Annotated in this window: 22 protein-coding genes, 1 tRNA gene and 1 riboswitch; of the genes, 9 read left to right on the top strand and 14 right to left on the bottom strand. The window is 51.5% G+C overall.

Features of this window, described 5'->3' with window-relative positions; translation table 11 throughout:
- Positions 1 to 99 precede the first annotated feature (99 nt).
- Complete coding sequence (gene cyoE / locus EBAPG3_RS01790; RefSeq protein ID WP_004175068.1) at positions 100 to 993, top strand: heme o synthase; 894 nt, start codon at positions 100 to 102, stop codon at positions 991 to 993.
- A gap of 62 nt (positions 994 to 1,055) precedes the next feature.
- On the top strand, positions 1,056 to 1,604 hold the full coding sequence (locus EBAPG3_RS01785) for an SCO family protein (protein WP_004175070.1): 549 nt from the start codon (positions 1,056 to 1,058) through the stop codon (positions 1,602 to 1,604).
- 69 nt (positions 1,605 to 1,673) lie between these two features.
- On the opposite strand, the gene EBAPG3_RS01780 is transcribed toward EBAPG3_RS01785, so the two are convergent.
- From EBAPG3_RS01780 to EBAPG3_RS01765, 3 genes are all read right to left on the bottom strand, one after another.
- Entirely contained in the window at positions 1,674 to 3,059 is a 1,386-nt protein-coding gene (locus EBAPG3_RS01780; protein WP_004175072.1) for an FAD-binding oxidoreductase, read from the bottom strand.
- A 164-nt stretch (positions 3,060 to 3,223) separates the two neighbouring features.
- Complete coding sequence (locus EBAPG3_RS01770; RefSeq protein WP_040851353.1) at positions 3,224 to 3,811, bottom strand: BON domain-containing protein; 588 nt, start codon at positions 3,809 to 3,811, stop codon at positions 3,224 to 3,226.
- Positions 3,812 to 4,079: 268 nt separating this feature from the next.
- The gene (locus tag EBAPG3_RS01765; RefSeq protein WP_004175075.1) at positions 4,080 to 4,418 is read right to left on the bottom strand and encodes a YraN family protein; all 339 of its coding nucleotides are present in this window, start codon (positions 4,416 to 4,418) and stop codon (positions 4,080 to 4,082) included.
- 450 nt (positions 4,419 to 4,868) lie between these two features.
- Between EBAPG3_RS01765 and rsmI the strand changes: the two genes are divergently transcribed.
- The 4 genes from rsmI to EBAPG3_RS01740 all read left to right on the top strand — a co-directional run bounded on the left by rsmI (position 4,869) and on the right by EBAPG3_RS01740 (position 9,432).
- Positions 4,869 to 5,729 carry a 16S rRNA (cytidine(1402)-2'-O)-methyltransferase gene (gene rsmI, locus EBAPG3_RS01755; RefSeq protein ID WP_004175079.1) on the top strand — a complete coding sequence of 287 codons (861 nt, stop codon included), beginning with the start codon at positions 4,869 to 4,871 and terminating at the stop codon, positions 5,727 to 5,729.
- A 320-nt stretch (positions 5,730 to 6,049) separates the two neighbouring features.
- Positions 6,050 to 6,289, top strand: coding sequence for a thioredoxin family protein (locus EBAPG3_RS01750; RefSeq protein ID WP_004175081.1), 240 nt, complete (start codon positions 6,050 to 6,052; stop codon positions 6,287 to 6,289).
- Between the two features lie 307 nt (positions 6,290 to 6,596).
- Positions 6,597 to 7,049 (top strand): phosphohistidine phosphatase SixA, encoded by a 453-nt coding sequence (sixA, locus tag EBAPG3_RS01745; RefSeq protein WP_004175084.1) that lies wholly within the window; start codon positions 6,597 to 6,599, stop codon positions 7,047 to 7,049.
- Positions 7,050 to 7,533: 484 nt separating this feature from the next.
- The gene (locus tag EBAPG3_RS01740) at positions 7,534 to 9,432 is read left to right on the top strand and encodes a potassium transporter Kup (protein WP_004175088.1); all 1,899 of its coding nucleotides are present in this window, start codon (positions 7,534 to 7,536) and stop codon (positions 9,430 to 9,432) included.
- 142 nt (positions 9,433 to 9,574) lie between these two features.
- On the opposite strand, the gene EBAPG3_RS01735 is transcribed toward EBAPG3_RS01740, so the two are convergent.
- Positions 9,575 to 12,367, bottom strand: a complete 2,793-nt coding sequence (locus EBAPG3_RS01735) for a bifunctional diguanylate cyclase/phosphodiesterase (RefSeq protein ID WP_004175090.1) — start codon at positions 12,365 to 12,367, stop codon at positions 9,575 to 9,577.
- 191 nt (positions 12,368 to 12,558) lie between these two features.
- On the bottom strand, positions 12,559 to 13,827 hold the full coding sequence (locus tag EBAPG3_RS01730) for an OmpP1/FadL family transporter (RefSeq protein WP_004175092.1): 1,269 nt from the start codon (positions 13,825 to 13,827) through the stop codon (positions 12,559 to 12,561).
- A gap of 797 nt (positions 13,828 to 14,624) precedes the next feature.
- Between EBAPG3_RS01730 and EBAPG3_RS01725 the strand changes: the two genes are divergently transcribed.
- The gene (locus tag EBAPG3_RS01725; protein ID WP_004175094.1) at positions 14,625 to 15,668 is read left to right on the top strand and encodes an Lcl domain-containing protein; all 1,044 of its coding nucleotides are present in this window, start codon (positions 14,625 to 14,627) and stop codon (positions 15,666 to 15,668) included.
- 365 nt (positions 15,669 to 16,033) lie between these two features.
- Here the strand turns inward: EBAPG3_RS01725 and EBAPG3_RS01720 are convergent, their stop codons facing one another.
- Both EBAPG3_RS01720 and EBAPG3_RS01715 read right to left on the bottom strand, forming a co-directional pair.
- Entirely contained in the window at positions 16,034 to 16,948 is a 915-nt protein-coding gene (locus EBAPG3_RS01720) for a DUF2971 domain-containing protein (protein ID WP_004175096.1), read from the bottom strand.
- Between the two features lie 111 nt (positions 16,949 to 17,059).
- Positions 17,060 to 17,136: transfer RNA gene (locus EBAPG3_RS01715), tRNA-Arg, on the bottom strand.
- 148 nt (positions 17,137 to 17,284) lie between these two features.
- On the opposite strand from EBAPG3_RS01715, the gene EBAPG3_RS01710 reads away from it, so the two are divergent.
- Complete coding sequence (locus tag EBAPG3_RS01710; protein ID WP_004175097.1) at positions 17,285 to 17,830, top strand: c-type cytochrome; 546 nt, start codon at positions 17,285 to 17,287, stop codon at positions 17,828 to 17,830.
- A 245-nt stretch (positions 17,831 to 18,075) separates the two neighbouring features.
- Positions 18,076 to 18,903 carry a symmetrical bis(5'-nucleosyl)-tetraphosphatase gene (locus EBAPG3_RS01705; RefSeq protein ID WP_040851360.1) on the top strand — a complete coding sequence of 276 codons (828 nt, stop codon included), beginning with the start codon at positions 18,076 to 18,078 and terminating at the stop codon, positions 18,901 to 18,903.
- Here the strand turns inward: EBAPG3_RS01705 and EBAPG3_RS01700 are convergent.
- The 7 genes from EBAPG3_RS01700 to gcvT all read right to left on the bottom strand — a co-directional run bounded on the left by EBAPG3_RS01700 (position 18,824) and on the right by gcvT (position 26,041).
- Positions 18,824 to 19,603 carry a lysophospholipid acyltransferase family protein gene (locus EBAPG3_RS01700; protein ID WP_227869256.1) on the bottom strand — a complete coding sequence of 260 codons (780 nt, stop codon included), beginning with the start codon at positions 19,601 to 19,603 and terminating at the stop codon, positions 18,824 to 18,826. The genes EBAPG3_RS01705 and EBAPG3_RS01700 overlap by 80 nt on opposite strands.
- Before the next feature lie 410 nt (positions 19,604 to 20,013).
- On the bottom strand, positions 20,014 to 20,949 hold the full coding sequence (locus tag EBAPG3_RS01695) for a carbohydrate kinase family protein (protein WP_040851363.1): 936 nt from the start codon (positions 20,947 to 20,949) through the stop codon (positions 20,014 to 20,016).
- A 45-nt stretch (positions 20,950 to 20,994) separates the two neighbouring features.
- On the bottom strand, positions 20,995 to 22,455 hold the full coding sequence (gcvPB, locus tag EBAPG3_RS01690; RefSeq protein WP_004175106.1) for an aminomethyl-transferring glycine dehydrogenase subunit GcvPB: 1,461 nt from the start codon (positions 22,453 to 22,455) through the stop codon (positions 20,995 to 20,997).
- Positions 22,456 to 22,516: 61 nt separating this feature from the next.
- Positions 22,517 to 23,011: a thiol peroxidase gene (tpx, locus tag EBAPG3_RS01685; protein ID WP_004175114.1), complete on the bottom strand. Its 495-nt coding sequence runs from the start codon at positions 23,009 to 23,011 to the stop codon at positions 22,517 to 22,519.
- A 59-nt stretch (positions 23,012 to 23,070) separates the two neighbouring features.
- Positions 23,071 to 24,426: an aminomethyl-transferring glycine dehydrogenase subunit GcvPA gene (gene gcvPA / locus EBAPG3_RS01680; protein ID WP_004175117.1), complete on the bottom strand. Its 1,356-nt coding sequence runs from the start codon at positions 24,424 to 24,426 to the stop codon at positions 23,071 to 23,073.
- A 101-nt stretch (positions 24,427 to 24,527) separates the two neighbouring features.
- Entirely contained in the window at positions 24,528 to 24,917 is a 390-nt protein-coding gene (gene gcvH, locus EBAPG3_RS01675; protein WP_004175123.1) for a glycine cleavage system protein GcvH, read from the bottom strand.
- Positions 24,918 to 24,958: 41 nt separating this feature from the next.
- Positions 24,959 to 26,041: a glycine cleavage system aminomethyltransferase GcvT gene (gcvT, locus tag EBAPG3_RS01670; RefSeq protein WP_040851366.1), complete on the bottom strand. Its 1,083-nt coding sequence runs from the start codon at positions 26,039 to 26,041 to the stop codon at positions 24,959 to 24,961.
- 45 nt (positions 26,042 to 26,086) lie between these two features.
- Positions 26,087 to 26,187: riboswitch (glycine riboswitch) on the bottom strand.
- Between the last annotated feature and the right edge of the window lie 516 nt (positions 26,188 to 26,703).

Here is a 26,703-nt window from a genome sequence, read left to right as displayed (position 1 = left end):
CCGGATGCCGGTAAATGGATAGCAATTGCAGTAGTTTGGTTTTTATGAGATAGAAGCAGGCGGCTGTCCCTGTGGCAGATGAATTAGGAGGTGACAATTATGGCTACTACGTTGGCTTGGCAACAAACCGCTTCGCGTTTGCAGGAATTTTATCGGTTAACCAAACCGAGGGTCGTGTCGCTCATCGTATTTACCGCATTTATCGGCATGTTTCTCTCGGTCCCCGGGGCGGTTCCATTAAACGCGCTGATATTCGGTACCCTAGGAATTGCGCTCGTGGCGGGTGCGGCCGCGGCAGTAAACTGTCTGGTGGAACAAAAGCTCGACGCAGTCATGGCGCGCACGCGTGCGAGGCCGCTGCCACGGGGGAAGGTAACTTCTCCCGAAACTTTATTTTTCCTGGCGTTGGTAGGTGGAGCGGGTTTGCTGATTCTTCATGAGCTGGTAAATCCCCTAACCATGTGGCTCACACTCGGTACATTCGTCGGCTATGCGATCATCTATACGGTAATACTGAAGCCAATGACTCCCCAGAATATAGTAATTGGGGGGGCTTCCGGCGCAATGCCACCTGTCCTCGGCTGGGCGGCGGTGACGGGCGAAGTGACCGCCGATGCGCTGCTCCTGTTTCTCATAATTTTTGCCTGGACACCTCCTCATTTCTGGGCGCTGGCGCTGTACCGAAAACTGGAATACGCAAAAGTGGGAATGCCGATGTTGCCAGTGACTCATGGCGACAAGTTTACGCGTTTGCATGTTCTACTGTACACGCTAATACTCATCGGCGTGACACTCATGCCCTACGCCACCCAAATGAGCGGACTCATCTATTTATTTGGAGCGGGAGTATTAGATGCCGTATTTCTGTACTATGCGGTAAAGATCTATGTTGACTACAGCGATCAGCTTGCGCGGAAATCCTTTCGATACTCAATATTTTATCTGGCGGCGTTGTTCGTCGTGTTGCTGGTAGATCATTACATCCGGTTCTGAACCGATTTCGCATGAGGTATCGTACCTTCTATGCAATCATAATATGGTCGGTAGCAGTTGTTATGGCAGCTTGCGGAAATACCGCGAAGCCAACCTTTCTGGCAACGGATATCACAGGTGCCGAATTCGGTAAGGATTTCAAACTCACCGACCATATGGGTAAATCCAGAACCCTGGCTGATTTTAAAGGTAAAGCCGTAGTTCTTTTTTTCGGGTACACGCATTGCCCCGATATATGCCCCACCACCATGGGAGAAGTCGCCGCGGCCCTGCAGAAACTGGGTAAAGACGCAACGCGTGTGCAGGTATTATTTGTTACGGTTGATCCGGAACGCGATACGCCTGAGCGGTTAGCACAATATTTGTCGGCATTCGGTCCGGCATTTCTGGGTTTGCACGGTGATCCGCAATCAACAAAAAACATCGCCAGTGAGTTCAAGGTCGTTTATCAGAAGCAGATGGGGAATTCGCCAAATCACCACACCATGGATCATTCTTCCGGCACCTATATTTTTGATCCCAAGGGGAAACTCAGGTTATATATAAGTAATGGCGCAGGACGGGACGTTTTTGCCCATGATATCGTGGAATTATTGAGAACATCCGCTTAGCGGAGACTTGCGGAGAAAAAGAGGCGTACGGAGCCAGCGAATTGGCTGGGTGTAAAGGAGCAGGGTGCGCTACTCTATCGGGGGATCGGCAGGGAATAACTTTCCCGGGTTAAGGATATTCCGGGGATCAAATACCCGTTTGATATCTTTCATCAATGCCAGCGTTGTCGAATCAATCTCCTTGCCCACGTATGCACGTTTCTCGCTACCCACGCCATGTTCACCCGATAACGTCCCATTGAGGCTAATCACCAGGTCGAACATCTCATTCAGGCATTTCTCCGCCCGATTCATTTCATTGCCCACATCCGGATTTACCAGCAGATTTACATGAATGTTGCCATTCCCCGCATGACCGAAATTGACATTGGCAATCCTGTGCTCGCCAGTCAGCCGCGCAAGGCCATCCAGAAATTCCGGTAACGCCGAAACCGGCACTACCACGTCCTCGTTGATTTTTTTTGGCGCAATATCGCGCAATAGCGGGGATAACGTTTTACGTGCCAACCACAAGGTGGCGGCATCCATCACTTCCTCGGCGGAAATCAGCCCCGAATTGCGGCAGGCGTCAAGAATCGATGCACTTGATTCCGTGATACTGCGAGAAGGTCCATCCACCTCGATCATCAGCATGGCACAGGTACCGTGAGGCACCATGTCCGGGAAACGCCCCCGGATCAAGCCAAGTGCCCCCGCGTCCAGAAACTCAAGCGCACTAGGGGTTTCAGGAAGCGCCATTACCTTAACGATGGCGGATGCACAACTGCTGACATCGCGGTAATGCGCGGTGATCCCGCTACGCGCCTGAGGGAGAGGAGTGAGCTTGAGTGTCGCTTCCGTGATGACGGCCAGCGTACCCTCCGAGCCTATCAGAAGCCGTGTCAAGTCATAGCCAACCACCCCTTTCGTGGTATAGCACCCGGTTTTAATAAACTTGCCCGCCCCCGTCACGGCTCTCAGCCCTAGCACATGGTCTCGGGTCGTGCCATATTTCACGGCATGAGGTCCGCCCGCGGAAGTGGCAAGATTCCCCCCTATGCTCGAATAAGCAGCACTGGACGGGTCGGGCGGCCAAAAGAAGCCATGGGGTTTAGCCGCGTCCTGTATCGATTGATTGAGAACACCCGGCTCAGTGACAATAACCCGATTGGCGGGATCGACGGAAACAATACGCAGCATTCGTTCCAGCGATAATGCCACACCCCCCCGTTCGGGAAGACTTCCTCCCGATGTCCCCGTGCCGCGTCCGCGCGGAGTGAGCGGGATACCATGATCATTGCAAAGCGTGACAATGGATTGCACTTCCATCGCCGTCACCGGAAACGCTACCGCCGCAGGTGGAAAAATCTTCCGGCTATTGTCGTAGGCATAGGCGTAACAGTCTACCGGGTCCGTGAGTAGCCGGTCGGAAGGCAAAAGATTCCGAAGCTGGGTAACGAAGTCAACGGAAAGCATTTGAAGAAAACAGCGCGGCAGATTTGCCGATATCCAACGATTCAACGACGTGCCCCTGCACCGAAGCATGCACCGGGCGATGCGCAAAGTTACAGGTCGCAGGTTTCAATATTCGATCTGCATTCGGTGTATCAATCGGGGTTTGAATATCCGGGCAGCAACGATCAACCTTGGTATTCAAAAACCTTGACCACCTTCCTTACGCCGCTGGTCGAACTTGCAATCTCTACTGCGCTTTCAGCCTCCTTGCGATTTACCATGCCCAGCAGAAATACTACACCGTTCTCCGTAACGACCTTGACATGATTAACCTGAAATTTCCCGGCATCCATAAAGCGGCCTTTGACCTTAGATGTGATCAATGCGTCATTACTGCGAGACATGAACGAGCTTATTCCGGCTACCGCTATCTCGTTAGTCACGTTGCGTACATTTTCAACGCCCTTGACCAGATCTCCAATCTCCTTCTTTATATTTTCCGACGGAACCTCCCCGGTGAGCAACACGTTGCGATTAAAGCTCGTGATGTTAACGTGAACATTCCCCCCAAATTTCTCCCCGATGCGGCGTCCGGCCTTAATCTCAATCCCTTCATCCTCGACGAAAATGCCCCCTGTCCGCCGGTCTTGAGATACCGCTACACCTGTACCAACACCGGAGATCACGCCGGCCGCTATAAACGCGGCGCATCCCGGAAGAAATGGAAATAGCAGCGCAAGCAAAAAAAGCCATCCCCCACCCGAACTTCTCATCAGCGTCCCCTTCGTAAAAAAGCAACAATCATATCCTTTCGCCGCACCTGCAGCCCCGCCGGGTTTAAAGGAAATCGGCTACAAAAGCCTCCGGGCGGCTTATGGCTGCCATCTTCGGCTAACCAAATAAAAGAACCATGAGCCCTTAAAATAGGCATTCGGTCATATACTCGCTTCGCTACAAGTCAGTCCGATTATCAAGATTCTCATCCTGTTCATAGGGAAAACCATCAGGAAGCAATATCTGCGACTCGATAACAACGCTATTCTATTCATCAAAGGCATTTTTGATCCATTCAATTTCCGATCCGCTGGAGCCTGATAGCAACACTGCATCAAAGCGGCACGGAGGTGTCGTCCTCAAGCCGGCAAGATAATGTCGCGCCGAACGTAACAGTTTCGCCTGCTTAAACCGCGTAATGCTAGCCGCCGCCCCACCAAAAATCAAATTCGTGCGCAACCGCACCTCAATAAATACCAGCACCTCGCCATCTCGCATGATGAGGTCGATCTCCCCATAGCGGCATCGGTAATTTCGTTCAAGCAAGTTAAGGTGCTGATGCAGCAGAAATGTTTCAGCATATCGCTCGGCCTCATTGCCCTTCATATCCTGGCGTCCCACCTAATCCCGGCTCAAAAACAATAAGGTACCCGATTTCCGCCCTAACCGGAGATCCCGGCCAATATGGCATTCTACAACGCCAACCAATCTGGCATAACGCATTACCATCAGTTTCCCGGATTGCGTTAGGCGATAGCAATACATGGACATCCAGAAAAGCTCGACCGCCGTTAACTCAATCCTCGTGCGCACCCTGATCATAAATCATTCCGGCTCCATTAAAGACAGATTGATTATTTATCTAAATTCGGCAGCGGGTGCTCATTCTCCAGCCGATCTCCCAGCCCAAGTCATCACGCAATAAAATAGAAATCTTGTATGGCTAAGCCATGCCGGGTACGTTGAAAAACACCCACCCGTTCCATCCCGGCGCCAGATTTGGTTTATAGTGCAACGATCCAACGCGGCACCATCAAATAAATGAATCACCATACTATGATATCCCCCAGCACGCTATATGTCGTTGCCACCCCCATTGGAAATCTGCGGGACATCAGTCTTCGGGCATTGGACATACTCGCGGCGGTGGATGTAATCGCCGCCGAAGATACCCGCACCACTGCGCATTTATTGGCACATTATTCGATATCCAGAAAAATGATGGCATTGCATCAGCACAATGAACGCGTCATGGCGAAAAAGGTCGCAAATTTGCTTGCCCAAGGAAAATCCATTGCTCTTGTCACTGACGCAGGTACGCCGGGGATTTCTGATCCGGGGAGTGTACTGGTGAGCTTGGTGCGGGATCAAGGCTACAAAGTGACCCCGATTCCGGGCGCCAACGCGGCCATCTGTGCTCTGTCTGCATCAGGAATCACCCTGCCCCATTTTTTGTTCTACGGATTTCTCCCTGTCAATTCCGGGCCTCGCAGACGCGAACTGGAGATGCTAAAGCCGCAGCCTCACACGCTGGTATTTTACGAAGCCCCGCATCGTATAATTGACTGCGTGGCCGATCTGGTTCAGGTGCTGGGCATGCATCGCCGACTCACTATTGCCAGAGAGTTGACCAAAGTGTTCGAAACGTTTCACAGTTGTGTTTTGCATGATGCTCCCGCATGGTTGCAGGCTGATGCCAACCATCAAAAGGGCGAGTTCGTGCTACTTGTGTCCGGCGCAGAAGTCCAAATTGAAGAAAAGGTCAGTGATCAGGCACAGCATGCGTTGGCCCTATTATTAAAAAATTTGCCACTGAAGCAGGCCGTCAAATTAGCGGCGGAAATAACCGGTGAGAGCAAGAATCTGTTATATGCATTGGCATTGGCAATAAAAGATGGGACAAATAGCGGAGCATAGCAAGGTAATTGTCATCCGCCGGAACCAATCTTTAATTTGTCTTTGCTGCGGGCACATCCAAGAGTAAAAGTCAAATAGCATAATTACAATGTCAATCCGGTAAATGAGCAGCCAACTGCCGTATCAAGGTTAAAAATCGCCAATAGACACCATCGTCGAATGCACAGCTATATCGGAATTCATGGGTGTCATCCCGCCCGCAGTTTTGATCGCCTGGGGGTCTTGGGTTATAATGGCCCCGTCGCATGGTTACAGCTCAACTGGTTCTTGCGAACGTGGGTAGTCCCCACTGACATCTAAATCTTCTGGAGATATCAACTATGAAAACACCTGCTACTTTCTACCATGCCGGCTGCCCTGTATGTGTCGAAGCCGAGCGTCAGATTGCTGATGCCCTGGATCCCACCCGCTACGATGTGGAGCTTGTGCATCTCGGCGAACACGCCGATCGCATTGCGGCTGCTGAAGCGGCTGGCGTGAAGTCGGTGCCCGCAATCGTAATCAATGGAGCACCTTTCCACATCAACTTTGGCGCCCCCATTTCTGCGTTGAAGTCCTAATTGCGATGGAAGGCGGGCGGATATGCCCGCCATTTCCGCAAGCATCATTTCCCCGTCATCCACAATAGATTTTTCGCTGACAGAGTTCCTTCCATCGGCATTCACTACCGGTTCCCTCATTCGCGCATGTTCGCCAGTTGATGATGAGGCAATTTTCACGTAGGTCTGCCAGTTACAAGATCAGAGGTGATAGTCGCTATAGCGCATTTTGTCAGTTCAACGTCAGTTCATTCGTGCGACCAAGATTGTCTCTACCCGGCACACTGTCAGGCTACTATGGATCAATAGTTTTACTATAGGAGAAAACATGGAGCTCATTTTATGGCGTCACGCCGAAGCTGAGGAGGGTATGCCCGACAGCGCGCGGAAACTTACAGATAAGGGGTTAAAACAAGCGCGCGTCATGGCCGAATGGCTCAAGCCAAGATTGCCAAAAAACACACGTATCATAGTCAGTCCCACCACGCGCACCCAGCAGACTGCAACGGCGCTCGATGATAATTTCGAAACCGTCAGGGCAATTGGGCCGGGTGTATCGGCAAAAGCAATTCTCGCAGCTGCAGATTGGCCGAATGCCAAAGGAGCGGTAGTGGTGGTGGGCCATCAGCCTACACTTGGAGAAGTCGCGGCCTTTCTCATGTCAGGCGACCCAGTGGAATGGAGCGTCCGGAAAGGCGCAATATGGTGGTTTAGCAGCAAAAATAAGGGGGATATCGCCGAAGTCGTCTTGCATGCCAGCATTTCTCCGGATATGTTGTAGTCTTGTTTGCAATTGCCGTATGTACCAGCAAGCAATCCATTCATTACCCAAGCCGCCATGAAAGGGTCTTCAAACTTATACGCCCGCGATACTGCAAATTGACACAAAGGGGACCGCAGTACTGTATACGGCTTACTGCTTGCAGTATGAATGTCCAAGCCACCATGGTGCCACCATCAGGTAAACCAGTCTGCTTCAAATGTATCCAAATCCTGTTGATCCAACAAGCAAACAGTATAAGCGCCATGCCGATTCAAGCTGGTCAATGGCGCCCGGATCGCGCCTTGCTGGTCTGGACTGGATCCCGGTAAGCCCGGAATGACGAAATTTATGGTATTTTCTCGCCAAATCAATAAGTTTACCTGTTTACCCCTATTCTTCACCCTTCTTTTTGAGTTTGGCGTCACATGACCTGCAATAACTTCCGGCTTCAGCTCAACTTCACATTTTTGGCGGATGTGCTTCCATTGCGGGGTCTGGGATCATGATCAGCGAAAATACCGAATCGAAAACAACTACCGGGCATCAGTCTCTGAGCGTGCTAAGTCTCGCCGCACTGGGGGTAGTCTACGGCGATATTGGTACGAGTCCTTTATACGTCATGAAGACGGTTTTTGATCCTGTCCACGGGCTTGCCGTCAGCGAGGGCAATATAATCGGCATTATCTCGCTCATTTTCTGGGCGCTCATGGTGGTGGTCTCGCTCAAGTACATAACGCTAATCCTGCGTGCGGACAATAAGGGTGAGGGTGGCATCATGGCATTGCTCTCGCTCGCCAGTTCCTCGGTCGCAAGTCATCCGCAACTGCGCAATGCTCTATTTCTCATCGGTGGCTTTGGCGCAGCGCTGTTCTATGGAGACGGGGTTATTACTCCGGCGATTTCTGTGCTGAGTGCCGTGGAAGGATTGGAAGTGGCGACCCCGCTTCTCAAGCCGTACGTCGTACCCATCACATTGACTGTGCTCATCGCGCTTTTTTTAATTCAACAGCGGGGAACCGGCGGAATCGGCGCCATGTTCGGACCGATCACGCTGATATGGTTCAGTACGCTTGGGCTTGCCGGTCTCGCCAATATCGGGGCCGCTCCCCAGATATTGTCCGCGCTGAATCCGGTTCATGCCATCGCCTTCTGCCTAGACAACGGGTGGTTGGCGTTTGTCGCCTTGGGTGCCGTGGTGCTCGCGATTACAGGTGGAGAAGCGCTCTATGCGGATATGGGACACTTCGGCGCCAAACCTATCCGATTTGCCTGGTATGGATGTGTGCTCCCAGCGCTTACGTTGAATTATCTCGGGCAGGGAGCGCTGCTGCTCTCCAATCCGCTGGCAATTTCCAATCCCTTCTATCTTTTGTTCCCCGTCTGGGCGCTTTATCCGGCTGTAGGATTGGCGACCGTAGCCACCGTCATCGCATCGCAAGCCGTTATCTCCGGCGTTTTCTCCATGACCAAACAGGCCATCCAACTGGGATTTCTGCCGCGCATGCAGATCAAGCACACCTCCGACCGAAAGATCGGTCAGATATATATTCCTTTTGTCAATTGGACACTGCTTGCAGCGGTAGTTATGGCGGTCCTGGGCTTTGGTTCATCCTCCAGTCTCGCATCCGCGTACGGATTTGCCGTAACGGCCACGATGGTCATTGAAACATTGCTGACATTTTTCGTACTTCGCTACGCCTGGAAGTACTCCTGGTTTTTAGCTGTTTTTGCGACAACCATTTTTATTGCCATTGACATGACATTTTTTGCGGCCACCACCCTGAAGCTTGCCCAGGGCGGATGGTTTCCGCTCGTAATCGGAGTGATAATTTTTACCATCATGGTTACATGGCATCGCGGACGTCAAATCCTGTTCGAGCACTTACGCTCCGCCGCTATTCCGCTTCAGCCATTTCTGGAATCGCTGCTGGCGCATCCTCCGACACGTGTCGCCGGCACATCGATCTTTTTGACGGCCGATTTGGATGGAGTACCCCATGCGCTTCTGCACAATCTTGCTCATAATCAGGTTTTGCATGAGCGAGTGATATTCTTGACGGTGGCCCATTTGGAAACCCCACGGGTTCTTAAAGACCAGCGAGTCTCCGTAAAGCCATTAATCAATAACTGCTACCAAGTTACTGTCCGTTACGGCTTCAAAGACGAGCCCAATCTGCCTTATGCACTTGAATTGTGCCAGGAATATGGACTTATATTCGAGCCGTTACAAACGTCCTACTTTCTGAGTCGCCAGATCGTCGTGCCGAGTTCCGGCGCCGGCATGGCATTATGGCGGGAACGCCTTTTCGCAGCCATGACCCGCAATGCGAGCAACGCGGCGGAATACTTTAAGTTACCCGCTAACCGGGTTCTCGAGCTGGGGGCACGCGTCGAGATCTAGCAGCCTGCCGTTCAAAGGAATTGGCTACAAAAGTCGGGGTGTGAAAGTATCAGGCCGGTTTTAATTCGAGATAGTGAAGCGTCAGAGCTGTTTTGCGCAGACTTGTGTCATGAAAGCCGATGAAGGTTAGCCCGATTAAATCTTATACTTGAAATCGGGATATCAGTTTCTGAAAATCCTCGATTGGCATGGGTCTTCCAAACAGATAGCCCTGATAGGTGTAACAACCGTTCCGGGCGAGGAAGTCTCGCTGTTCTTCCGTTTCCACACCCTCGGCAATGACTTCCATTCCAAGGCTGTTGCTCATCACGATAATGGTGCGAACGATTACTTCGTCGCTTGGGTCGGTAGTGATGTCGCTTACGAAACTCTGGTCGATCTTGATTTGCTCCAGCGGCAAACGCTTGAGATAGGTCAACGAGGAGTGTCCGGTACCGAAGTCATCCAGTGAGAAACGTATGCCGGCACTGCATAATGTCTCCATTTTCTCAATGCTATGAGTAATGTCTTGCAGCACCAGACTTTCCGTAAGCTCGAGCTTGAGCTTGAGTGGATCGGCTCCCGATTTTTCCAGTACCTCAAGTACCTCATCCACAAAATCCAATTGACGGAACTGGCGTGCGCTGATGTTGACGGCAAGCTGGAAGTTGCGGGTACCCGGGTCGTGCTCCCATTGCTTAAGCTGCGCACAAGCCATCTGCAGCACCCACTTCCCAAGCGGCACAATGAGACCGGTCTCTTCGGCGATCGGAATGAATACCATCGGCGAAATCATTCCTCGTTCGGGATGCTGCCAGCGTAGCAGGACTTCCGCACCCACCACAGAGCCTTCCGCATTGACTTGCCTCTGATAGTGAAGCTTGAATTGCTGACGAGTCAAGGCCTGACGCAGCTCAGTTACCATAGCGGTACGCATTTCCAGCGCGATCTGCATGGAAGGGTCGAAGAAACACAGGGTATTGCGCCCCGCTGTCTTGGCCTGATACATCGCGGTATCGGCATGCTTGAGCAGGTCATCTATGCTGGTCTCGCCATCATGAAACAAGCGGATACCGATGCTGGAGGAGCCGTGGTATTCAAACTCCTGAAGCTTGAAAGGCTGGGCGACAGATGTTAGAAACTTATCGCCGATTTCCTTGGCTTGGGCAGCTGCTCCCGGAGAGTCTTCGCTCAATCCCTCAATGATTACGACAAACTCGTCGCCACCCAGCCGGGCTACGGTATCGCTGCTGCGCACATTATCGCGGAGGCGTTTAGCAACCTCAATCAAAAGCAGATCACCGATATCATGACCTCTCGTGTCGTTAAGCGTCTTGAAGTTATCCAGATCGATGAACAGGACCGCGCAATGGGTCTTGTGGCGTGTGCTATGAACCTGCGCCTGTTGCAAACGATCCAGGAATAAGCGCCGGTTGGGCAGCCTGGTGAGCGGATCATAGAAAGCAAGTTGATGTACTTGTTCTTCCGCCTGCTTGTGCTTAGTAATGTCCTGTATTACCGCAATGTGATAATCGGGTTTTGTACCCGGCACCCACATCGGTGAAACCGTCACCTTCACCCAGATGACCATACCGTCCTTGCGAAAATACCGCTCCTCCATCTCGAATTCGCGAATCTCTTCCGCCTTGAGGCGCTCCATATTGTCCACGGCGGTTTTGAGATCATCGGGATGGGTAAGGGATTGAGAATCCAGTGCGAGCATCTCCGCAGCCGTATAGCCAATAATATTGGCATACTTCTGATTGACGCGCACGAAGCGGCCGGTCATGGTATCGATCTGCGCTACACCTACCGCCATGTGCTCGAACAGGAACCGGAAGCGGGCCTCACTTTCTCTCAGCGCACTTGTGCGCTTGGCGACAAGCTGTTCGAGATTCTGATTCAGTTGCTGCAGGCGCATTTTGCCCTCTTGCAGAGCCTCTTCAACCTGCTTGTGCGCGGTGACATCCTGCACGGTACCTGTCACGTTAACGGCCCGGCCAGCATCATCGAACACTACCTCGCCCCGGCCATGGATCTGGTGCTCGCTGTTATCGGGCCAACGTATCCGGTACGTGAAGTCATAGAAGCGCCCACCTCGCAGCGCCTGCTGGAGTATTTCTTCCAGCGGCGCCACGTCATCGGAATGTATCGCTTGCGAAAATAGCGCATAGCTGGGTATTACGGCATGGGGTTCCAGACCCCACAGACGAAAATGTTCGTCGGACCACCTCATTTCTCCAGAAACCGGATTCCAGTCAAAGTTTCCCAAAAGGGCGATTTGCTGCGCCTGATTCAGGCTTTCCTCGCTGTGTCTTAATCTCTGCTCACGAGCGGATGCTTCGATACGCAGGCTTAGGTTTTCATGGATAGTGCGTCCTACTCGTGACGCATTTTGCGAAATAACAACTAAAAAAAGTGCGGTCATCACGCCCATGGACAGGGAGATTTCGCTGCTTTCCATCCAGAAACGTATGATCAGCGGTAGCAGTGTCAGCGGCAGAAAGCTCAATACGGATAATCTGTCCATTGACAATGTGGTGACGGCTCCGGCGCTCAATCCAGCCAGGACAAAGGAAAGGAATACCTGATGGGGCATGTTTCCCGCCGGGAACAGTAGTATGCCGCTCATGCCCCAAACCAGTCCACTGGCGATGACCCACACACGAAACCTGAGTCTCCAACGCAAAATAAAATATATGCCACTCTCTCGGTTGCCGTGCCAAAGTACTATTAAAATAGTCCTGTATAATGAAACCATGATCATCACTATAAGCCAGCCAAACAACAAGGCGTGATCTATCACCGGTCTCTGTACATAGACAAGAATCAGCGCCAGCACCAGACTGGTGCCGATGGCAGTTGGTAAGTTGGCATAGAGCAGTCGAGTTTGTTCGACTTTCAGCGCGTCGGATTGCGTGGTGTTCGAATCACTCGATGGCTTATGCTGTATCATTTGGAGTGTTTATGAATTTACGCAACACCATATTCCCCGGTCATGGGGTTCGGCCATGGGCGATATTTAGAGCGGTACGTGTTTGCTGTTTGCGGTGTCGATTCTGGTGTATGTGATCTCACACCACTAATATTAGATTCATTCTTGGAATTCTGCTTCTCCATGGGTGCCGGCTCATCCTCGCGATGAGATCAAAATCGGTGGTTGAGTTGAACAGAAATGATGTGTACAGAGGTATTGAAGGAACCACGGACAATCTGGAGCAGTGGGTTATTGTTCGTCGCCCGATTGATTTCGGCCTTGTCAAAGAATACATGGGCATATCCGACATCGATCGATGTCTTTTTGTTGATCTTATGGTTAAACCCCAAGGCCAGCCAGATACGATCCGAGTCCGGCAGGCGAACGGTTCGATCCGCCGCATTGCGTACCGGCGACTGATCGTAAGCGACTCCTGTCTGTAGTCGAAGGGTATCGCTATACTGGTATTGAGCTCCCAGGCCCACGCGATAACTATCTTTAAATCCGAGCGACTCGTTCGACAGGACAGCTCCGGAAGTACGACTCCTGACCGCCAATGCGGGCATGCTGCTCCAGCCTGTCCATGTCACGTCACCGAGAAGCTGCAACCGGTCATTGACCCTATGGGACACCGCTGCCGATGCAGTATTCGGCAATTCAACAGAGACAGAAGCCGGCAGGGTATTGCTGAGTATCGCAAGATGCCCATCCACTTTCAGATTCACCGTTGATCGATAGGTCAAACCCACGCGCGTGGCCGGGGTCAACTGGAACATGGCGCCAAGGTTATAGCCAAAACCTATATCGTCACCGGTCATTTTTGCTCTGGCATCCACCCGTGCAGGTAATAGTGCTGTTACCGGCGACATGCTGCGCAAATCAGCCTCGAATCTCACGACGTTAAAGCCTAAGCCGAGCGAGATGGAGTCATTCACTTGCCAGGCGATGCTGGGATTGAAATTGATGGCATTTATTTCCGAGAAAACACCTTGATACCGGCCGACGAAGGTATTACTCCACTCCGTGGAATTGCCAAAGGTTGGCGACACACCCAATCCTAGGCGCAGCGCGGATGTAACAGGCATGGTCCAATAAACCGCTGGAATCGCGGCCAAGCCACCCGCCTGGCCGCCATTGTCGCCGAGTGGGTAGGCCAGTAATGCGCCGCTGCCCGTATCATTGAACTTCAACGACCGCACCAGTAAGCTAAACGCCCCGGAAATGTGATGTCTGGGGGCAAGATAGGTCATACCGGCCGGATTGAAATAGATCGTTGAAGCGTCCTGCGCGACCGCCGCCGCTCCGGCGTAGGCATAGCCCGTTCCAGCTCCATTCTGGTTTTGTAAGGCAAATCCTGCTGCGACAACACTGTCGGCAATGGACATGCTACCCATTAGCAGAAATAGCAATAATAACCGGGCTGCAGGATCGAATCTCAATTCAATCGAATACGGACGCGCGCGGAGTGGGAGAGTTCAGGTCTGACAATATGCATAGTGTTTCAGGTATCGTATGTATATATGGAGATGGTTTAAACAAGGGAGGCGACCTCCTATGACGCTATGGTAACGCCATTAGAAACCAAGATTCAGTTCCCTGATAGCTGTAAAATTTTACAGGTGATATCCACCTCTAATCGTCGATATACCTTGAGGCGGCTGAGTCTCAAAGTTCTGTTGCCTTTCGGGATTTTTAAACAGACTTACCGTGAGCGTCGTCAGGATACTCCTCCGCCTGAGGGCAGGGACAGCGGCCTCTCGCTATACCGGCGTATTCAATAAGCCTGAGTGGTGACTGGGGGGATGGAGTATGCAGTGTTTGGGCGCGGAAAAAGGAAGGCCTGAAGTGCGTTGTTACCATCCATTCTTTCGGTATGCTTGGAAGCAAATCCAGTGCAGCGGTGAATGTTCCGCCTCCAGGAACCGGAGCACATATCACAACACACATCACATTGTGCAAATGCGGGCCATTCGATTGTGTGGTTAACATTTCTGGAAACAATCAGCAGTGTATGAAATAACCCTGCCCCTGCCAGAAAACTGCGCCGGGTTTTTATTGCCCGATCTGCCACGCAATTACCCCAAACCTGCTGATTCTCTATAAAATTATCTAATCTACAATGAGTATATAGGGTCGCACAAATAATTTTGAGCATTCATTACTTCCAACATCTCGGCGGGTATCTATGTCGCACATAAAAAGACGTTAATAAAATTCTTCTTTCTAGGAAAATAAAATGAAAAAAAAAGTATTTAGCATCGTCGTGGGGGCATCGCTTAGCATAAGCACGGCTTCGCATGCGGATCTGTTCGATCGGGGGAATGGCTTGATTTATGATAGTGGGAGCAACATCACATGGATGGCGGATGCGAATTATGCGAAAACTTCCGGTTTTGATGCCACTGGTCAGATGACCTGGTCCGAAGCGACTGTATGGGCGTCCAATCTGACTTACGCTGGTTACAGCGATTGGCGTTTACCTGCAACCTCGATATACGAAGTATTATGCTCAATCTGTGAGCCTTACTATAGTGAAATGGACAACTTGTTTAAGAAAGAACTGGGCGGAATCGCTGGGGGGGATATAGCAACTCATCATAACTCTCAGTATGGCCTATTCCATAATATACAATCGTCATCATTTTTTGCTTACTACTGGACCAATCAGGAACTCACAGATGATAAAAGTTACGCGGAAACGTACTCTTTTCGGCTCGGCTTGGAACTAGGGTGGAGTAAGGATGACGATAACTATGCTTGGGCAGTACGCCAGGGGGATGTCCCAGTTGCATCAGGTTTTGCACCCCAGAACCCGATATTGCCAACCGCTACTTTGCCAAGTGGGTGGCAGTTCAATTTTACGATACCAAATGAGCTTCTTTATATCGATCCTACGGTAGCAGTCGGATACGACTACCTGTTAGATTCCGGCCCAAACTTCACATCCGTGTTGCTCCCGAGCGTTGGTGATGGCCACTTTAGCTTATATTTATGGAATGGGACCGAATGGACCTTGGATTCGACATTAGATTCTGGCATACAGCATGCATTCGGTGGAGCAGGAGTGGATAGATTTAGAATCACAGGCATCGAAACCAGCGCGGGCCTGGATCCGAACTCCGCCACAGCATTTGTTACAGGGCTAACCTTTGCCGCTACTGGTCAAGCTAGTATGCATATGAACCCGATCACTCAGTTGGTCCCGGAGCCAGAAACATACGCAATGTTTTTGGCAGGCTTGGGACTATTGGGATGGCGTATACACAGGGCGAGAGGCTAACCATCAGCGGTCCGCAGAACTGCAGTTCAGTTGACAATTGCGCAAGTAGCGTCCCTAAAAACCCTGAAAGCCCACCCGAGACGTGGGCTTTTTTATGTCTATCCTTTCTAGCTAGGGAAGGACCCTTTCGCACATCCTCACTCGAGGGTATTTCTCTCACCCCACTTTAAACGCCTCATTAGCCGCCCAGAATCTGTACCGATTCTTCCCCTGTCAACCAGTCATGCGCCGACATTTAAACCGCACCAAGCCGAACACTGGTAGCTTGATGACTGTTTCGATAAAATCTTCTTTCGATTTCTCCGCATTCGGTAACCGTCCATGGGATGAAGGACATTAGTTCACATCCCAAAATAGAGAATTAACTATGTAGGCCAATCCATCGAGCGATCTCTTCCTAAACGAATGCGGTACTCCTTTTGATGCTTGGTGGCCTGATATATCTTAATTGGAGGAAGTTTCTGAGATGATCTTTGAGTTAGCACTTCCATTACTTTTTTCTTAAGCCCTAGATCTGCACGACAGCCAAATATCAACCCCGTAACCAATTGGGGTCGAAACTTCAGATACTTTCTGGCGCCGTCAACAACAAAAATCCGGCGCTCCTCCTCATATTTCCATCCCTCATGTTTTCTAAGAAACGCCACACCTAGTTGCTCGTGAGTGTAATCGGTCCAATCAATTGAAACATAGTCTTTTGAATAATCAACGGGGCTTAACCTAGTCATTGTTCGGACATCGTTAATGATATGAAACTGAATTGCCAGTCCCCGATGATGGGATGCATAATGGCTCCACATCAATAAATCACGGGCCTTATCGCTGAAGCAAATAACCCCCGCATCATCTAAATTTTTTTCAAAGGCCGCTCTGGTATCTGAAAGACGTTTGGCCGACGATTGAAACATTAGCTCCCTCAGTTTTCTTTCTCTTTGTTTCCAATTCGCCCCGGGCATGTGAACACTAATTTCTTTTTTATATTTAGATGTCAATTTCTTTACGTTTTCGCTAACCGTTATGTGCGCTCCCGTATCAAAAGGGTCGTTAAAGGCAGATGCTGGACTCAAATAAAAATAAGAGTCTACTAAATAATCTGCTAGAAAAAGCTGCGGGATTTCCGGGCTAAGGTATCGATATACGAAGTACGGGAGTCTGTTAGGAGGTCCCTTGAGATACTGCCGTGCTTGAATGGGTGAGAGTGTATTTAACGAGTGAAGCGTCCGCTCGACTTCAGCAGGAAGAGCTTCGTATGGAGCTAGCTCACGAGATTTTAGCTGCATTGAGGACGAGAGTATCGTCGGCAATTATGCTACATCGACTGAGGTTTGCTGACACCGTGCTGACACGAAATCATTCTCCACTTGGCTATATGAGGTAAGTTGTTGATTTTGTGGCGCGCCCAACACGATTCGAACGTGTGACCCCCGCCTTCGGAGGGCGGTACTCTATCCAGCTGAGCTATGGGCGCAAATGAAGTGGTGTAACCCTTATCGAGCAAACCGGTTGGATGCCATAGAATAGCCTTTTTTAAATCCCACGTCCAACGTAAACGAATTGCATTTTGCTTCAACACGCATGAATCTATACAATAACCCCTTTTTCCTTGGGGAGTTATTGTGAGCGAGATTGATGAAGAAGAAGGGCATACCTCGTCCATCAAGACACCGAAACAATTGATTACGGTCGTTCTGGCCGCCTTTTTGTTTCCAGTCTTGACTATTATATTGCTGGCACAGCTTGTTACGGGCGATAGAACGGTAGATCAGAATGATCCCATTTATTCGGATGAAGCCGTCGCGAAGCGCTTGAAACCGGTGGGTCGGCTGATCATGGCAAGTGATTCGCCGCAGGCTGACGAGAACGTGGGAGTAGCCAGTCAGGCAGGTACGGTAGCCGCTCCGGCAGCGGCTGCAGATGGCGCAGATAGGATCAAGACAATCTACACAGCAAGTTGCGCTGCGTGTCACACAAGTGGTGCCGCGGGCGCTCCCAAACTCGGTGATAAATCGACATGGGCTTCCCGTATCAAGAGTGGTACGGATACGCTATACAACAGTGCGATCAAGGGCAAGAATGCGATGCCTGCCAAAGGTGGAAATGCCAGCCTATCCGATGCTGATGTCAAAGCACTGGTGGATTATATGGTGAGTCAGGCGAAATAATTTCCTGAGGGCATGAAAGCGAAAAATAGCGGGGCGATAGGAAGAATCCATATCGCCCTTGTTTTTTGGCGGGATGTGAATCCTGAATCCAATCTGAGCGATTTCACCAAAACGGTGAAGGCCAGGGGCTGAATCTTTGCCAGGCCATGGCATTAAACTGGAAAATGAGCGGTAGCTGTCGGATTTAGATTGGAAGCGGGGCCGCATGAGTCTTGGGCGATTGACGTTAACGAGTTCTCCAAAGAATGGCTACTTTCGCGGTCGGTGATTTGCAAGGGTGTTACGAGGAGTTCAGGCAGCTTCTTGACCTGATTCGTTTCGATCGCTCGAAAGACAGATTGTGGCTGGTGGGGGATATTGTCAACCGAGGGCCGGATTCGCTGTCGATATTGCGTTTTATCCGGGGGCTGAACGACGCGGCAATCATGGTGCTAGGCAATCACGATCTGCATCTGCTCATGGTTGCAGAAGATTGCGCCCGATTGCACCGGAACGATACGCTACAGGAAATACTCTCTGCGCCTGACAGGGACGAATTGCTTCATTGGTTGCGGCATCAGCGGCTGCTGCATGTGGATAAGAATTATGTCATGGTGCATGCGGGTTTGTTACCGTCATGGAATGTGGAACAAGCCGTGCGTCTTGCCCAATTAGTCGAGGCTGCGCTTCGCAGTGGAGATTTTCACAATTTATGTTCCCATATGTATGGCAACGAACCCGACCATTGGGACGACAGCCTCGAAGGATATGCGCGCCTGCGAGTGATCATCAACGCCATGACGCGGATGCGCGTGTGCACACCTGACGGAAAAATGAATTTCGCCCACAAAGGGTTGGTGCGCGACACCCCGGCTGGCTATCTGCCATGGTTTGAGGTAACGAATCGAGCCAGCCGGGAAGCGACCATTGTTTGCGGCCATTGGTCGGCGCTGGGTTTGCAGATAAGAAGCAATCTGATAGCGCTTGATACAGGCTGTTTATGGGGAGGAAATCTCACTGCGGTTCGGCTGGAAGATCGAAAGGTTTTCCAGGTGTCTTGTGCGGCAGGGGAAGAAACAAAGCGCTGGCAATAGCATGTTCGGCATATCGCGCCAGTTCACGCCGGTTTTTCCCGCCGCTATGAATAGGGTCGGCGAAGATTAATTCGACGTTAATCCACGGTTCCCGCAATATTCGCCGCAGTGATTCCAGCATCGAAATATTGGCGAATGCAGCCGACTTGCTGATCAATCCCGTGGCGTCGGTGTAACGTATCGCAACCGGGCATAATATCGCTGCGACCGTTACCACCGGTTGCAATAGCGACGCATGAAAATGTCGCAGCATGGTGCCGTCGCTGGTAGTGCCTTCCGGGAATACCGCAACCCGGTCTCCCATAGCCAACACATTGCCAATGTCCGTGTTGATGCGGGCGGTATCGCTACGCTTTGTGCGTTCGATGAATAATGTTCCCGCATTCCGGCTTAACCAGCCGAGCAATGGCCAGCCACGAATTTCAGATTTTGCTACGAAACGAGCGGGGCATACCGCATTCAGAGAATAAACATCCAGCCAGGAAACATGATTGGCCGCTAACATCACCCGCCGCTCGTCAGCCACAGGCACGGCGCCGCTGTAGCGCAACCTGATGCATAGAATCTTGAGAAGTATTGCGGACCACCTCTGCGCCATACGTTTTTGCGCCGACTGGCCCACGTGGGGATATATCGCGGATTGGGCCAGGCCCGAAATGATATGCAACAGCAAGCGGATGGCACGAACAATTTGTGTCAATCTGCTCGTAGTGGATTTTTCCATGCCATTATTATCGCATCAACAATGACGGTCGATCTTGATGGAAAGTAAATACTATTCAATACTATTCCTGCGCCACCATTTCGATCAATAGAACGACTGTTGGCGCTCAAATTTCCCAAGGCCTGTTTCAGAAGGCCGCTGCCAAGCATGACGGGAACAATCAGGATGACACCAAGTCTGTCATCGGCAGTGCTGCACCGATGTTGCTACGCGCACCTTCCGTCTCACTTCACGTACGTCTCCAACACGTCGGTGGGTACACTGTGTTCTTGACGGCATGGCTGCGGGAATAATCATTCCCGATAAATCCGCCGTACAACCGCTTAAATGGTTGCTGACAAGTATATCAACGCTACCGAAAAAATATTCGTCCGCATATTCCGCTCTTATAGAATGCGATTGCCGAAAATTTCAAAATATCGCTGATCAATCTCATTCCGGCTGAAACTATGGTTCTGTCCGCCACGCTGAGCGATTTTCAATGCTCCCATAAGCGAGGCAAGCTGTCCGGTGCTCCGCCAATCCATTTCATTGATGAGGCCGTAAAGCAGTCCCGCGCGGTAAGCATCGCCACAGCCGGTCGGATCAATCAGCTTTTCCGGTTTAACGCTCGGGATCTCGATTTGCTGGCCATCGGAATAAATTATCGACCCTTCCGAACCCCTTGTGACTATCAGGCCTTTTACGAGTTTCGCCAGCGCTTCCAGCGTGCGTCCGGTACGCTCGCACAGTAATTGACCTTCGTAGTCATTGACGGCCACATAATCGGCCTTGGCAATAAAATCCAGCAGCTCTTCGCCATTGAACATGGGTAGCCCTTGCCCGGGATCGAACATGAATGGAATGCCTGCTTCGTGAAATTCACGGGCATGCTGCACCATGCCATCACGCCCGTCTGGAGCAACGATGCCGAGGCTTACGTTTTTCGCATCCATGACATGGTTCTCATGCGAAAAATTCATTGCGCCGGGATGGAACGCGGTGATCTGGTTATCCGCCAGATCAGTGGTGATAAACGCTTGCGCGGTGAATGTACCTTCTATATGGCGTATATAGGTTTGTACCAATCCCAGATTGCTCAGCCGACTGGCATAGGGTTGATGGTCGTCGCCCACTGAGGCCATGATAAGCGGATTGCCACCTATCATCTGCAAATTGTAGGCAATATTTCCAGCGCAGCCACCGAATTCGCGGCGCATATCCGGGACCAGAAAGGCAACATTCAGAATATGAATCTTTTCCGGCAGGATATGATTTTTGAAATGGTCGTTGAACACCATGATGGTGTCATATGCCATGGAGCCGCAAATAAGTGTATGCATATACCCAGCTTGTCAGGTGAGGCGGTCTTTTTACATCTGGTTAAATCAGACTGGTTCCTCAGGTTGCTTCCAGGCTAGATCCAGTTCTCGCGCAGCTTTTACATCGTCCAGCTTGCGCACCGGCGTGCTGTAGGGCGCACCTTTCACCATGTCCGGCTGGGTGTGGGCTTCTTCCAGGATCTCCTTCATGGACACGACAAACGCATCGAGCGTTTCCTTGGACTCGGTTTCGGCAGGCTCGATCAACAGGCATTCCGGCACCAGTAAGGGAAAATAGGTGGTTGGCGCGTGATAACCCTTGTCCAATAGCCGCTTGGCCACGTTCATTGCCGTGACGCCGGTTTTTTCCTTCAGCTCCTTTAATGTGACGATAAATTCATGGCTGGCACGGCGAGTCGGGTAGGCAATTTCAAAACCTGCTTTGCCCAGTTCCGCCATCAGGTAATTGGCATTGAGCGCGGCGAAGTCGGCCACGCGGTGCATACCTTCCGCGCCCAGCAGGCGGACATAGACATACGCCCGCAGCAGCACACCCGCATTACCCATATGCGCCGAAAGTCTGCCGATGGATTGAGGTATATCCTTTTCCGTCAGCCAGCGATATATGCCGCTTTCAGATGCCACCACCGGTACGGGCATGAACGGCAATAGACGCTCGGCAACACCTACAGGCGCGGAACCCGGCCCTCCACCCCCATGGGGGGTTGAGAAAGTCTTGTGCAGATTGATGTGAATGACGTCAAAACCCATGTCACCAGGCTTGACCTTGCCAAGTATCGCATTGAGGTTCGCACCGTCGTAGTAGAGCAATCCACCCGCCTGATGGACAATTCTGCTCATCTCGGCTACGTTCTTCTCAAATACGCCAAGCGTGGAAGGATTGGTCAGCATCAACCCGGCTGTTTGCGGGCCAACGGCCGCTTTGAGCGCGTCCATATCCACGTCGCCTTCCTTGTCCGTGGCGATCTCCACCACCTTGTAGCCGCACATGACTGCGGTGGCGGGGTTGGTGCCATGGGCGGCATCGGGAACAATTATTTCGTTACGGGCAGTGTCTCCGCGCGATTCATGATAGGCGCGTATCATCGCTATGCCGATCAATTCACCCTGCGCACCGGCCATTGGTGTGAGGCTTACACCCGCCATGCCGGTTACATCTTTCAATATTTCCTGCAACTCATACATGCATGCAAGAAATCCCTGCCCGGTACTTTCCGGCGCCCTCGGATGTCGAGCCAGAAATTGCGGCAGCATGGCCAGGGAGTTGCATGCCCGCGGGTTGTACTTCATCGTGCAGGAGCCAAGCGGATAGAATTGCGTATCTATCGAGAAATTCTTCTGCGACAGTCGCGTGTAATGACGCACCGCATCCATTTCAGACACTTCCGGCAGCAGCAGCGGCACCTTACGCAACAGGCTCTGGGGAATGCCATCCGTTTTTGTTGCCGCTGCTGGGGACTGCGAATAATTGCGCCGTCCGGGGCGCGCGTGTTCGAATATCAACATGGGTATAATCCAGGTTTTGCAATAAGTGTTTATTTATAGGGCGCGTCTAGCATTGCCGGGTTTATTTCAGGGCAGCCAAAGCCGCATCGTAGTTGGGTTCGTCCTTTATTTCCGGCACCAGCTCAGCGTGAATCACGTTGTTGTTTTCGTCCAGTACCACAACGGCACGGGCGGTAATGCCGGCCAGCGGACTGTCGGTAATGGCGACGCCGTAATTCTTCATGAATTCCGCCCCGCGCATGGTGGACAATACCACCACCTTGTCCAGTCCTTCGGTATCACAGAAACGGCTCATGGCAAAAGGCAAATCAGCGGCGATTATCAGCACCACGGTATTTTCCATGTTGCTGGCCTTTTCATTGAATTTACGGGTAGAAATGGCACAGACGGGGGTATCCAAACTGGGAACGATGTTAAGTACTTTTTTCTTGCCGGAAAAATCGGCCAGCGTGACATCCTTCAGATCCTTGTTTACCAGCGAGAATGCCGGTGCCTTTTCGCCCACTTTAGGGAAGGTTCCTTCAATTTTGATGGGGTTGCCTGCAAGCGTAACCATGGCTTTTCTCCTTACATTAAGAATGGTTTAATTGAGGGTGGCTAGGTATCGACCGGCAACTATGCGGTAATCGCCTGCCCTAGATAGCCCACGTAATTTTCCAGATCCGCCGGTGTTTTGGTTTCGGTGGCGCATACCAGTATTGCACTACCAAGCTCTGGATAGTAATCCTCCAGATTCAATCCTCCCAATATCTGCTGACTTTTGAGCGTCCTTAATATATCGCCAGCCGGTCCCGGCAGCGAAATCACCATTTCGTGAAATACCGATCCATTGAAAATTCTCTTTACTCCTTTCAGGCCTTCCAGTTTTTCCAGCAGAGTCAAGGTGTTTGCATGAGACTGGGAGGCAATTCGGCGCAACCCTTCCGGACCCGTCAGCGCCATGTAAATGGTGGCGGCGGTTACCATCAACCCTTGATTGGTGCAGATGTTGGAAGTGGCCTTGGAGCGTCGAATATGCTGTTCCCGTGCCTGCAACGTGAGAACAAAGCCAGGCTTGCCATCCTGGTCTGTAGTGCGGCCGATGATACGCCCGGGCATTTGCCGCACCAGCGCCTGCTTGCAGGCCATGAAACCGAAATAGGGGCCGCCGCTCGAAAGTGGAATTCCCAATGGCTGGCCTTCACCCACCGCAACATCCGCACCTTTTGCACCCCACTCGCCGGGTGGATTGAGTAATGCCAACGCCATGGGGTTGACCACGCCTATCGCCAGCGCATTCTTGTGGTGCGCCCAATCGGTGAGTGCATCAACCTGTTCGAGGACGCCGAAGAAATTGGGCTGAGGAATGACCAGTGCCGCAAATTCCTCCTTGTCGAACGCATCCAGAGACTCGGGCAGGGTCTGGCCGGACTCCCTGCAATAAGGAATTTCGACCACGTCAATACCCTGATTTTTGACGATCGCGCGCACCACGCTACGGTAGATGGGATGCACCGTTGCAGGCATCAGAATACGGCGCGAGGATTTATGCGAGCGCACCGCCATCAACGCCGCTTCAGCCAGTGCGGAAGCGCCATCGTACATGCTCGCATTGGAGACATCCATTCCGGTCAGCGACGCCATCATGGTCTGATATTCGTAGAGCAGTTGCAGTGTGCCCTGACTTGCCTCCGCCTGATAGGGGGTATATGAGGAATAGAACTCGCCGCGAGTGGTTATTTGCCATACCGCAGCCGGAATATGGTGCTCATAGGCACCCGCACCGATGAAATTGAGATAGCGTCCATCCGTTTCGGCGCGCTCAAGCATCAATCGTGAAATTTCCATTTCGCTCAAAGCGGGAGGTACTTGCTTCAAGCTGCCGCCCTTCAGGGCGGGAGGGATCTCGTCGAACAGATCATCAATGGTTTTTGCGCCGATGCTGGCAAGCATCGCTTGTATATCTTCTTCAGTGTGGGGAATGAACGGCATGGTTTGTTCCGCGAATCATGGGTGGGAAAGATAAAAGGGGAAATGAAAGATAAATCGGGAAATACTATCCCGGCATTAATTTTTGCGGGTTCATGGCTTTATCAATCTTCTTCGCTCTCAAGTATTTTCTGATAGGCTGCAGGGTCGAGCAGATTGTTCAGGTCGGCGGCGTTCGCCGGCTTTAGCTTAAAGAGCCATGCTGCGTAGGCATCCTGATTGATTTTCTCGGGGGCTGGCTCAAGATCGGGATTAACCGCGGTGACTTCTCCCGCGATAGGCGCATACACGTCGGCCGCAGCCTTGACCGACTCCACTACGGCACATTCTTCTCCCTGCTTGAGGTTGCGCCCCACATCCGGCGTCTCCACGAACACCATGTCGCCCAGTAACTCCTGAGCATGCTGAGTAATGCCGACCGTCACCGTTCCGTCGTCCTCAAGCCTGACCCACTCATGGGATTTAGTGTATTTCAGATTGTTTGGAATAATCATGTTTTTGCTCCGGAATTAAATGATATTTCTTTTATGTACAATCAAATCAGGCTCTTGCCGTTCCTAACAAAAGGAGGTTTCACCACTTTCGCTCGCAGCATCTTGTCCCGCACCAATACCTGCACTTCATCGCCCGCGGATACCTTTAACGGCAAACGCGCCAAGGCGATAGACTGATTAAGTGTCGGGGAAAATCCGCCACTGGTTATCTCGCCGTCGCCTTCGTCCTGTTGCGTAGCAACCTTCTGATGGCTGCGCAGCATGCCCCGCTCCAGTAAAAGCAAGCCAATCAATTGTTGCTTGACGGGTCTTTCCAGCAGTGCTGACTTACCGATAAAGTCACGCTCACTTTTCAGATCAACTGTCCAGGCCAATCCGGACTCCAGCGGACTGGCCGTCTCATCCATGTCCTGACCGTAAAGATTCATTCCTGCTTCAAGCCGTAACGTGTCACGCGCACCAAGCCCCGCTGGAGCAACGCCTGCGGCATGGAGCGCGTGCCAGAAGTCTGCGGCATCCTTCGAGGGGAGCATGATTTCAAAGCCGTCCTCTCCGGTATACCCGGTACGGGCGATAAAATATTTATCGTACATTGTCGCCTGAAACAGCTTCAGGCCCTCGGTCTCGGCTTGGGAGCCGGCAATAACCTGCCAAACCCGGGCGCGTGCATTAGGTCCTTGCACCGCAATCATGGCTAGATCACGGCGGGGGATGATTTCCAGACCGGACGCGGTTTCATCGCGTTGCACCAGCATCCACGCCATGTCCTTGTCAGCGGTACCCGCATTGACTACCATGCGGAAATACGATTCCGTCAAAAAATAAATGATCAGATCATCTATTACTCCCCCTTGGGGATTGAGCATGCACGTATAAAGTGCTTTCCCCGGCTGTGTCAGCTTATCCACGTTGTTGGCAACCAGCCGTCGCAAAAAACCACGCGCTGACTCGCCCTTGATATCCACCGCCAGCATATGGGATACGTCGAACATGCCGGCGTCACTACGTACTTTGTGGTGTTCATCAAGCTGGGAGCCATAATGCAGGGGCATATCCCACCCCCCGAAATCGACCATTTTGGCCTTCATCTCGCGGTGGGTTTGATTAAGAGCAGTTGTTTTCACGGATGGGTGTCCCAAAAATAAAAAAGGCGAAGTCACATTACATGACCTCACCCCTCTGTCCTTTTTACCTGAGAGATTACGGAATGCCTATCCCGTGTGCCCCTTCGGTGGCCGCTTCAATGCCGGCACTCTCCAGATTGCTTGTCGCAAGCGGTTCTTAAGGATCAGGATCGATCTGATCTACGCCTGAGCGATTCCGGGGGGTTGCGCCTTCGGCGGCGACGATGAAACCGGCGCGCTCTTCCGCTTGGATATAAATAGCAGACTCGAACTATACTCCAGCAACGGGGATCAAGACAAGGTAAATAGCGTGTTGAAAGAGTTTTTTCCCGCGCTGGGAAGCAGGAAATTTTACGTTGATAATGATATCTTATTCCAGACCCGCGGAATCTGGAACCGGACTTTTATGTCGTTCAGAGAAAGTACGCCGTATCTCATCCGGATAATGAGCGGAAATATCAGTGGCGTGACCCAGAGCAAGCAATTTTTAGCAGGATTGCACTGAGCATACTGCATGGCGATTCAGGTTCGGTTAAGGGCCATGGTTACGAACTACCGGCAGATTTTTCAAATACAGGTTGATCACTCTTTTTTGTTGGACGCTACGATACACAAACTTGTTTGGGCCATGTGACTTCATCTATAGTGAATTCGCTACAATT

Origin of the sequence: Nitrosospira lacus, from assembly GCF_000355765.4 — a bacterium.
Classification (GTDB): Bacteria; Pseudomonadota; Gammaproteobacteria; order Burkholderiales; family Nitrosomonadaceae; genus Nitrosospira; species Nitrosospira lacus.
Note: the sequence above shows the minus strand (reverse complement) of the source record. Positions and strands in the feature narration are given on the sequence as shown.

Excerpts from the sequence above, each read along its gene's own strand:
- cyoE (WP_004175068.1), top strand. The coding sequence starts at position 100 with ATGGCTACTACGTTGGCTTGGCAACAAACCGCTTCGCGTTTGCAGGAA.
- EBAPG3_RS01785 (WP_004175070.1), top strand. The coding sequence starts at position 1,056 with ATGGCAGCTTGCGGAAATACCGCGAAGCCAACCTTTCTGGCAACGGAT.
- EBAPG3_RS01780 (WP_004175072.1), bottom strand. The coding sequence starts at position 3,059 with ATGCTTTCCGTTGACTTCGTTACCCAGCTTCGGAATCTTTTGCCTTCC.
- EBAPG3_RS01770 (WP_040851353.1), bottom strand. The coding sequence starts at position 3,811 with ATGAGAAGTTCGGGTGGGGGATGGCTTTTTTTGCTTGCGCTGCTATTT.
- EBAPG3_RS01765 (WP_004175075.1), bottom strand. The coding sequence starts at position 4,418 with ATGAAGGGCAATGAGGCCGAGCGATATGCTGAAACATTTCTGCTGCAT.
- rsmI (WP_004175079.1), top strand. The coding sequence starts at position 4,869 with ATGATATCCCCCAGCACGCTATATGTCGTTGCCACCCCCATTGGAAAT.
- EBAPG3_RS01750 (WP_004175081.1), top strand. The coding sequence starts at position 6,050 with ATGAAAACACCTGCTACTTTCTACCATGCCGGCTGCCCTGTATGTGTC.
- sixA (WP_004175084.1), top strand. The coding sequence starts at position 6,597 with ATGGAGCTCATTTTATGGCGTCACGCCGAAGCTGAGGAGGGTATGCCC.
- EBAPG3_RS01740 (WP_004175088.1), top strand. The coding sequence starts at position 7,534 with ATGATCAGCGAAAATACCGAATCGAAAACAACTACCGGGCATCAGTCT.
- EBAPG3_RS01735 (WP_004175090.1), bottom strand. The coding sequence starts at position 12,367 with ATGATACAGCATAAGCCATCGAGTGATTCGAACACCACGCAATCCGAC.
- EBAPG3_RS01725 (WP_004175094.1), top strand. The coding sequence starts at position 14,625 with ATGAAAAAAAAAGTATTTAGCATCGTCGTGGGGGCATCGCTTAGCATA.
- EBAPG3_RS01720 (WP_004175096.1), bottom strand. The coding sequence starts at position 16,948 with ATGCAGCTAAAATCTCGTGAGCTAGCTCCATACGAAGCTCTTCCTGCT.
- EBAPG3_RS01705 (WP_040851360.1), top strand. The coding sequence starts at position 18,076 with ATGGCTACTTTCGCGGTCGGTGATTTGCAAGGGTGTTACGAGGAGTTC.
- EBAPG3_RS01695 (WP_040851363.1), bottom strand. The coding sequence starts at position 20,949 with ATGCATACACTTATTTGCGGCTCCATGGCATATGACACCATCATGGTG.
- gcvPB (WP_004175106.1), bottom strand. The coding sequence starts at position 22,455 with ATGTTGATATTCGAACACGCGCGCCCCGGACGGCGCAATTATTCGCAG.
- tpx (WP_004175114.1), bottom strand. The coding sequence starts at position 23,011 with ATGGTTACGCTTGCAGGCAACCCCATCAAAATTGAAGGAACCTTCCCT.
- gcvPA (WP_004175117.1), bottom strand. The coding sequence starts at position 24,426 with ATGCCGTTCATTCCCCACACTGAAGAAGATATACAAGCGATGCTTGCC.
- gcvH (WP_004175123.1), bottom strand. The coding sequence starts at position 24,917 with ATGATTATTCCAAACAATCTGAAATACACTAAATCCCATGAGTGGGTC.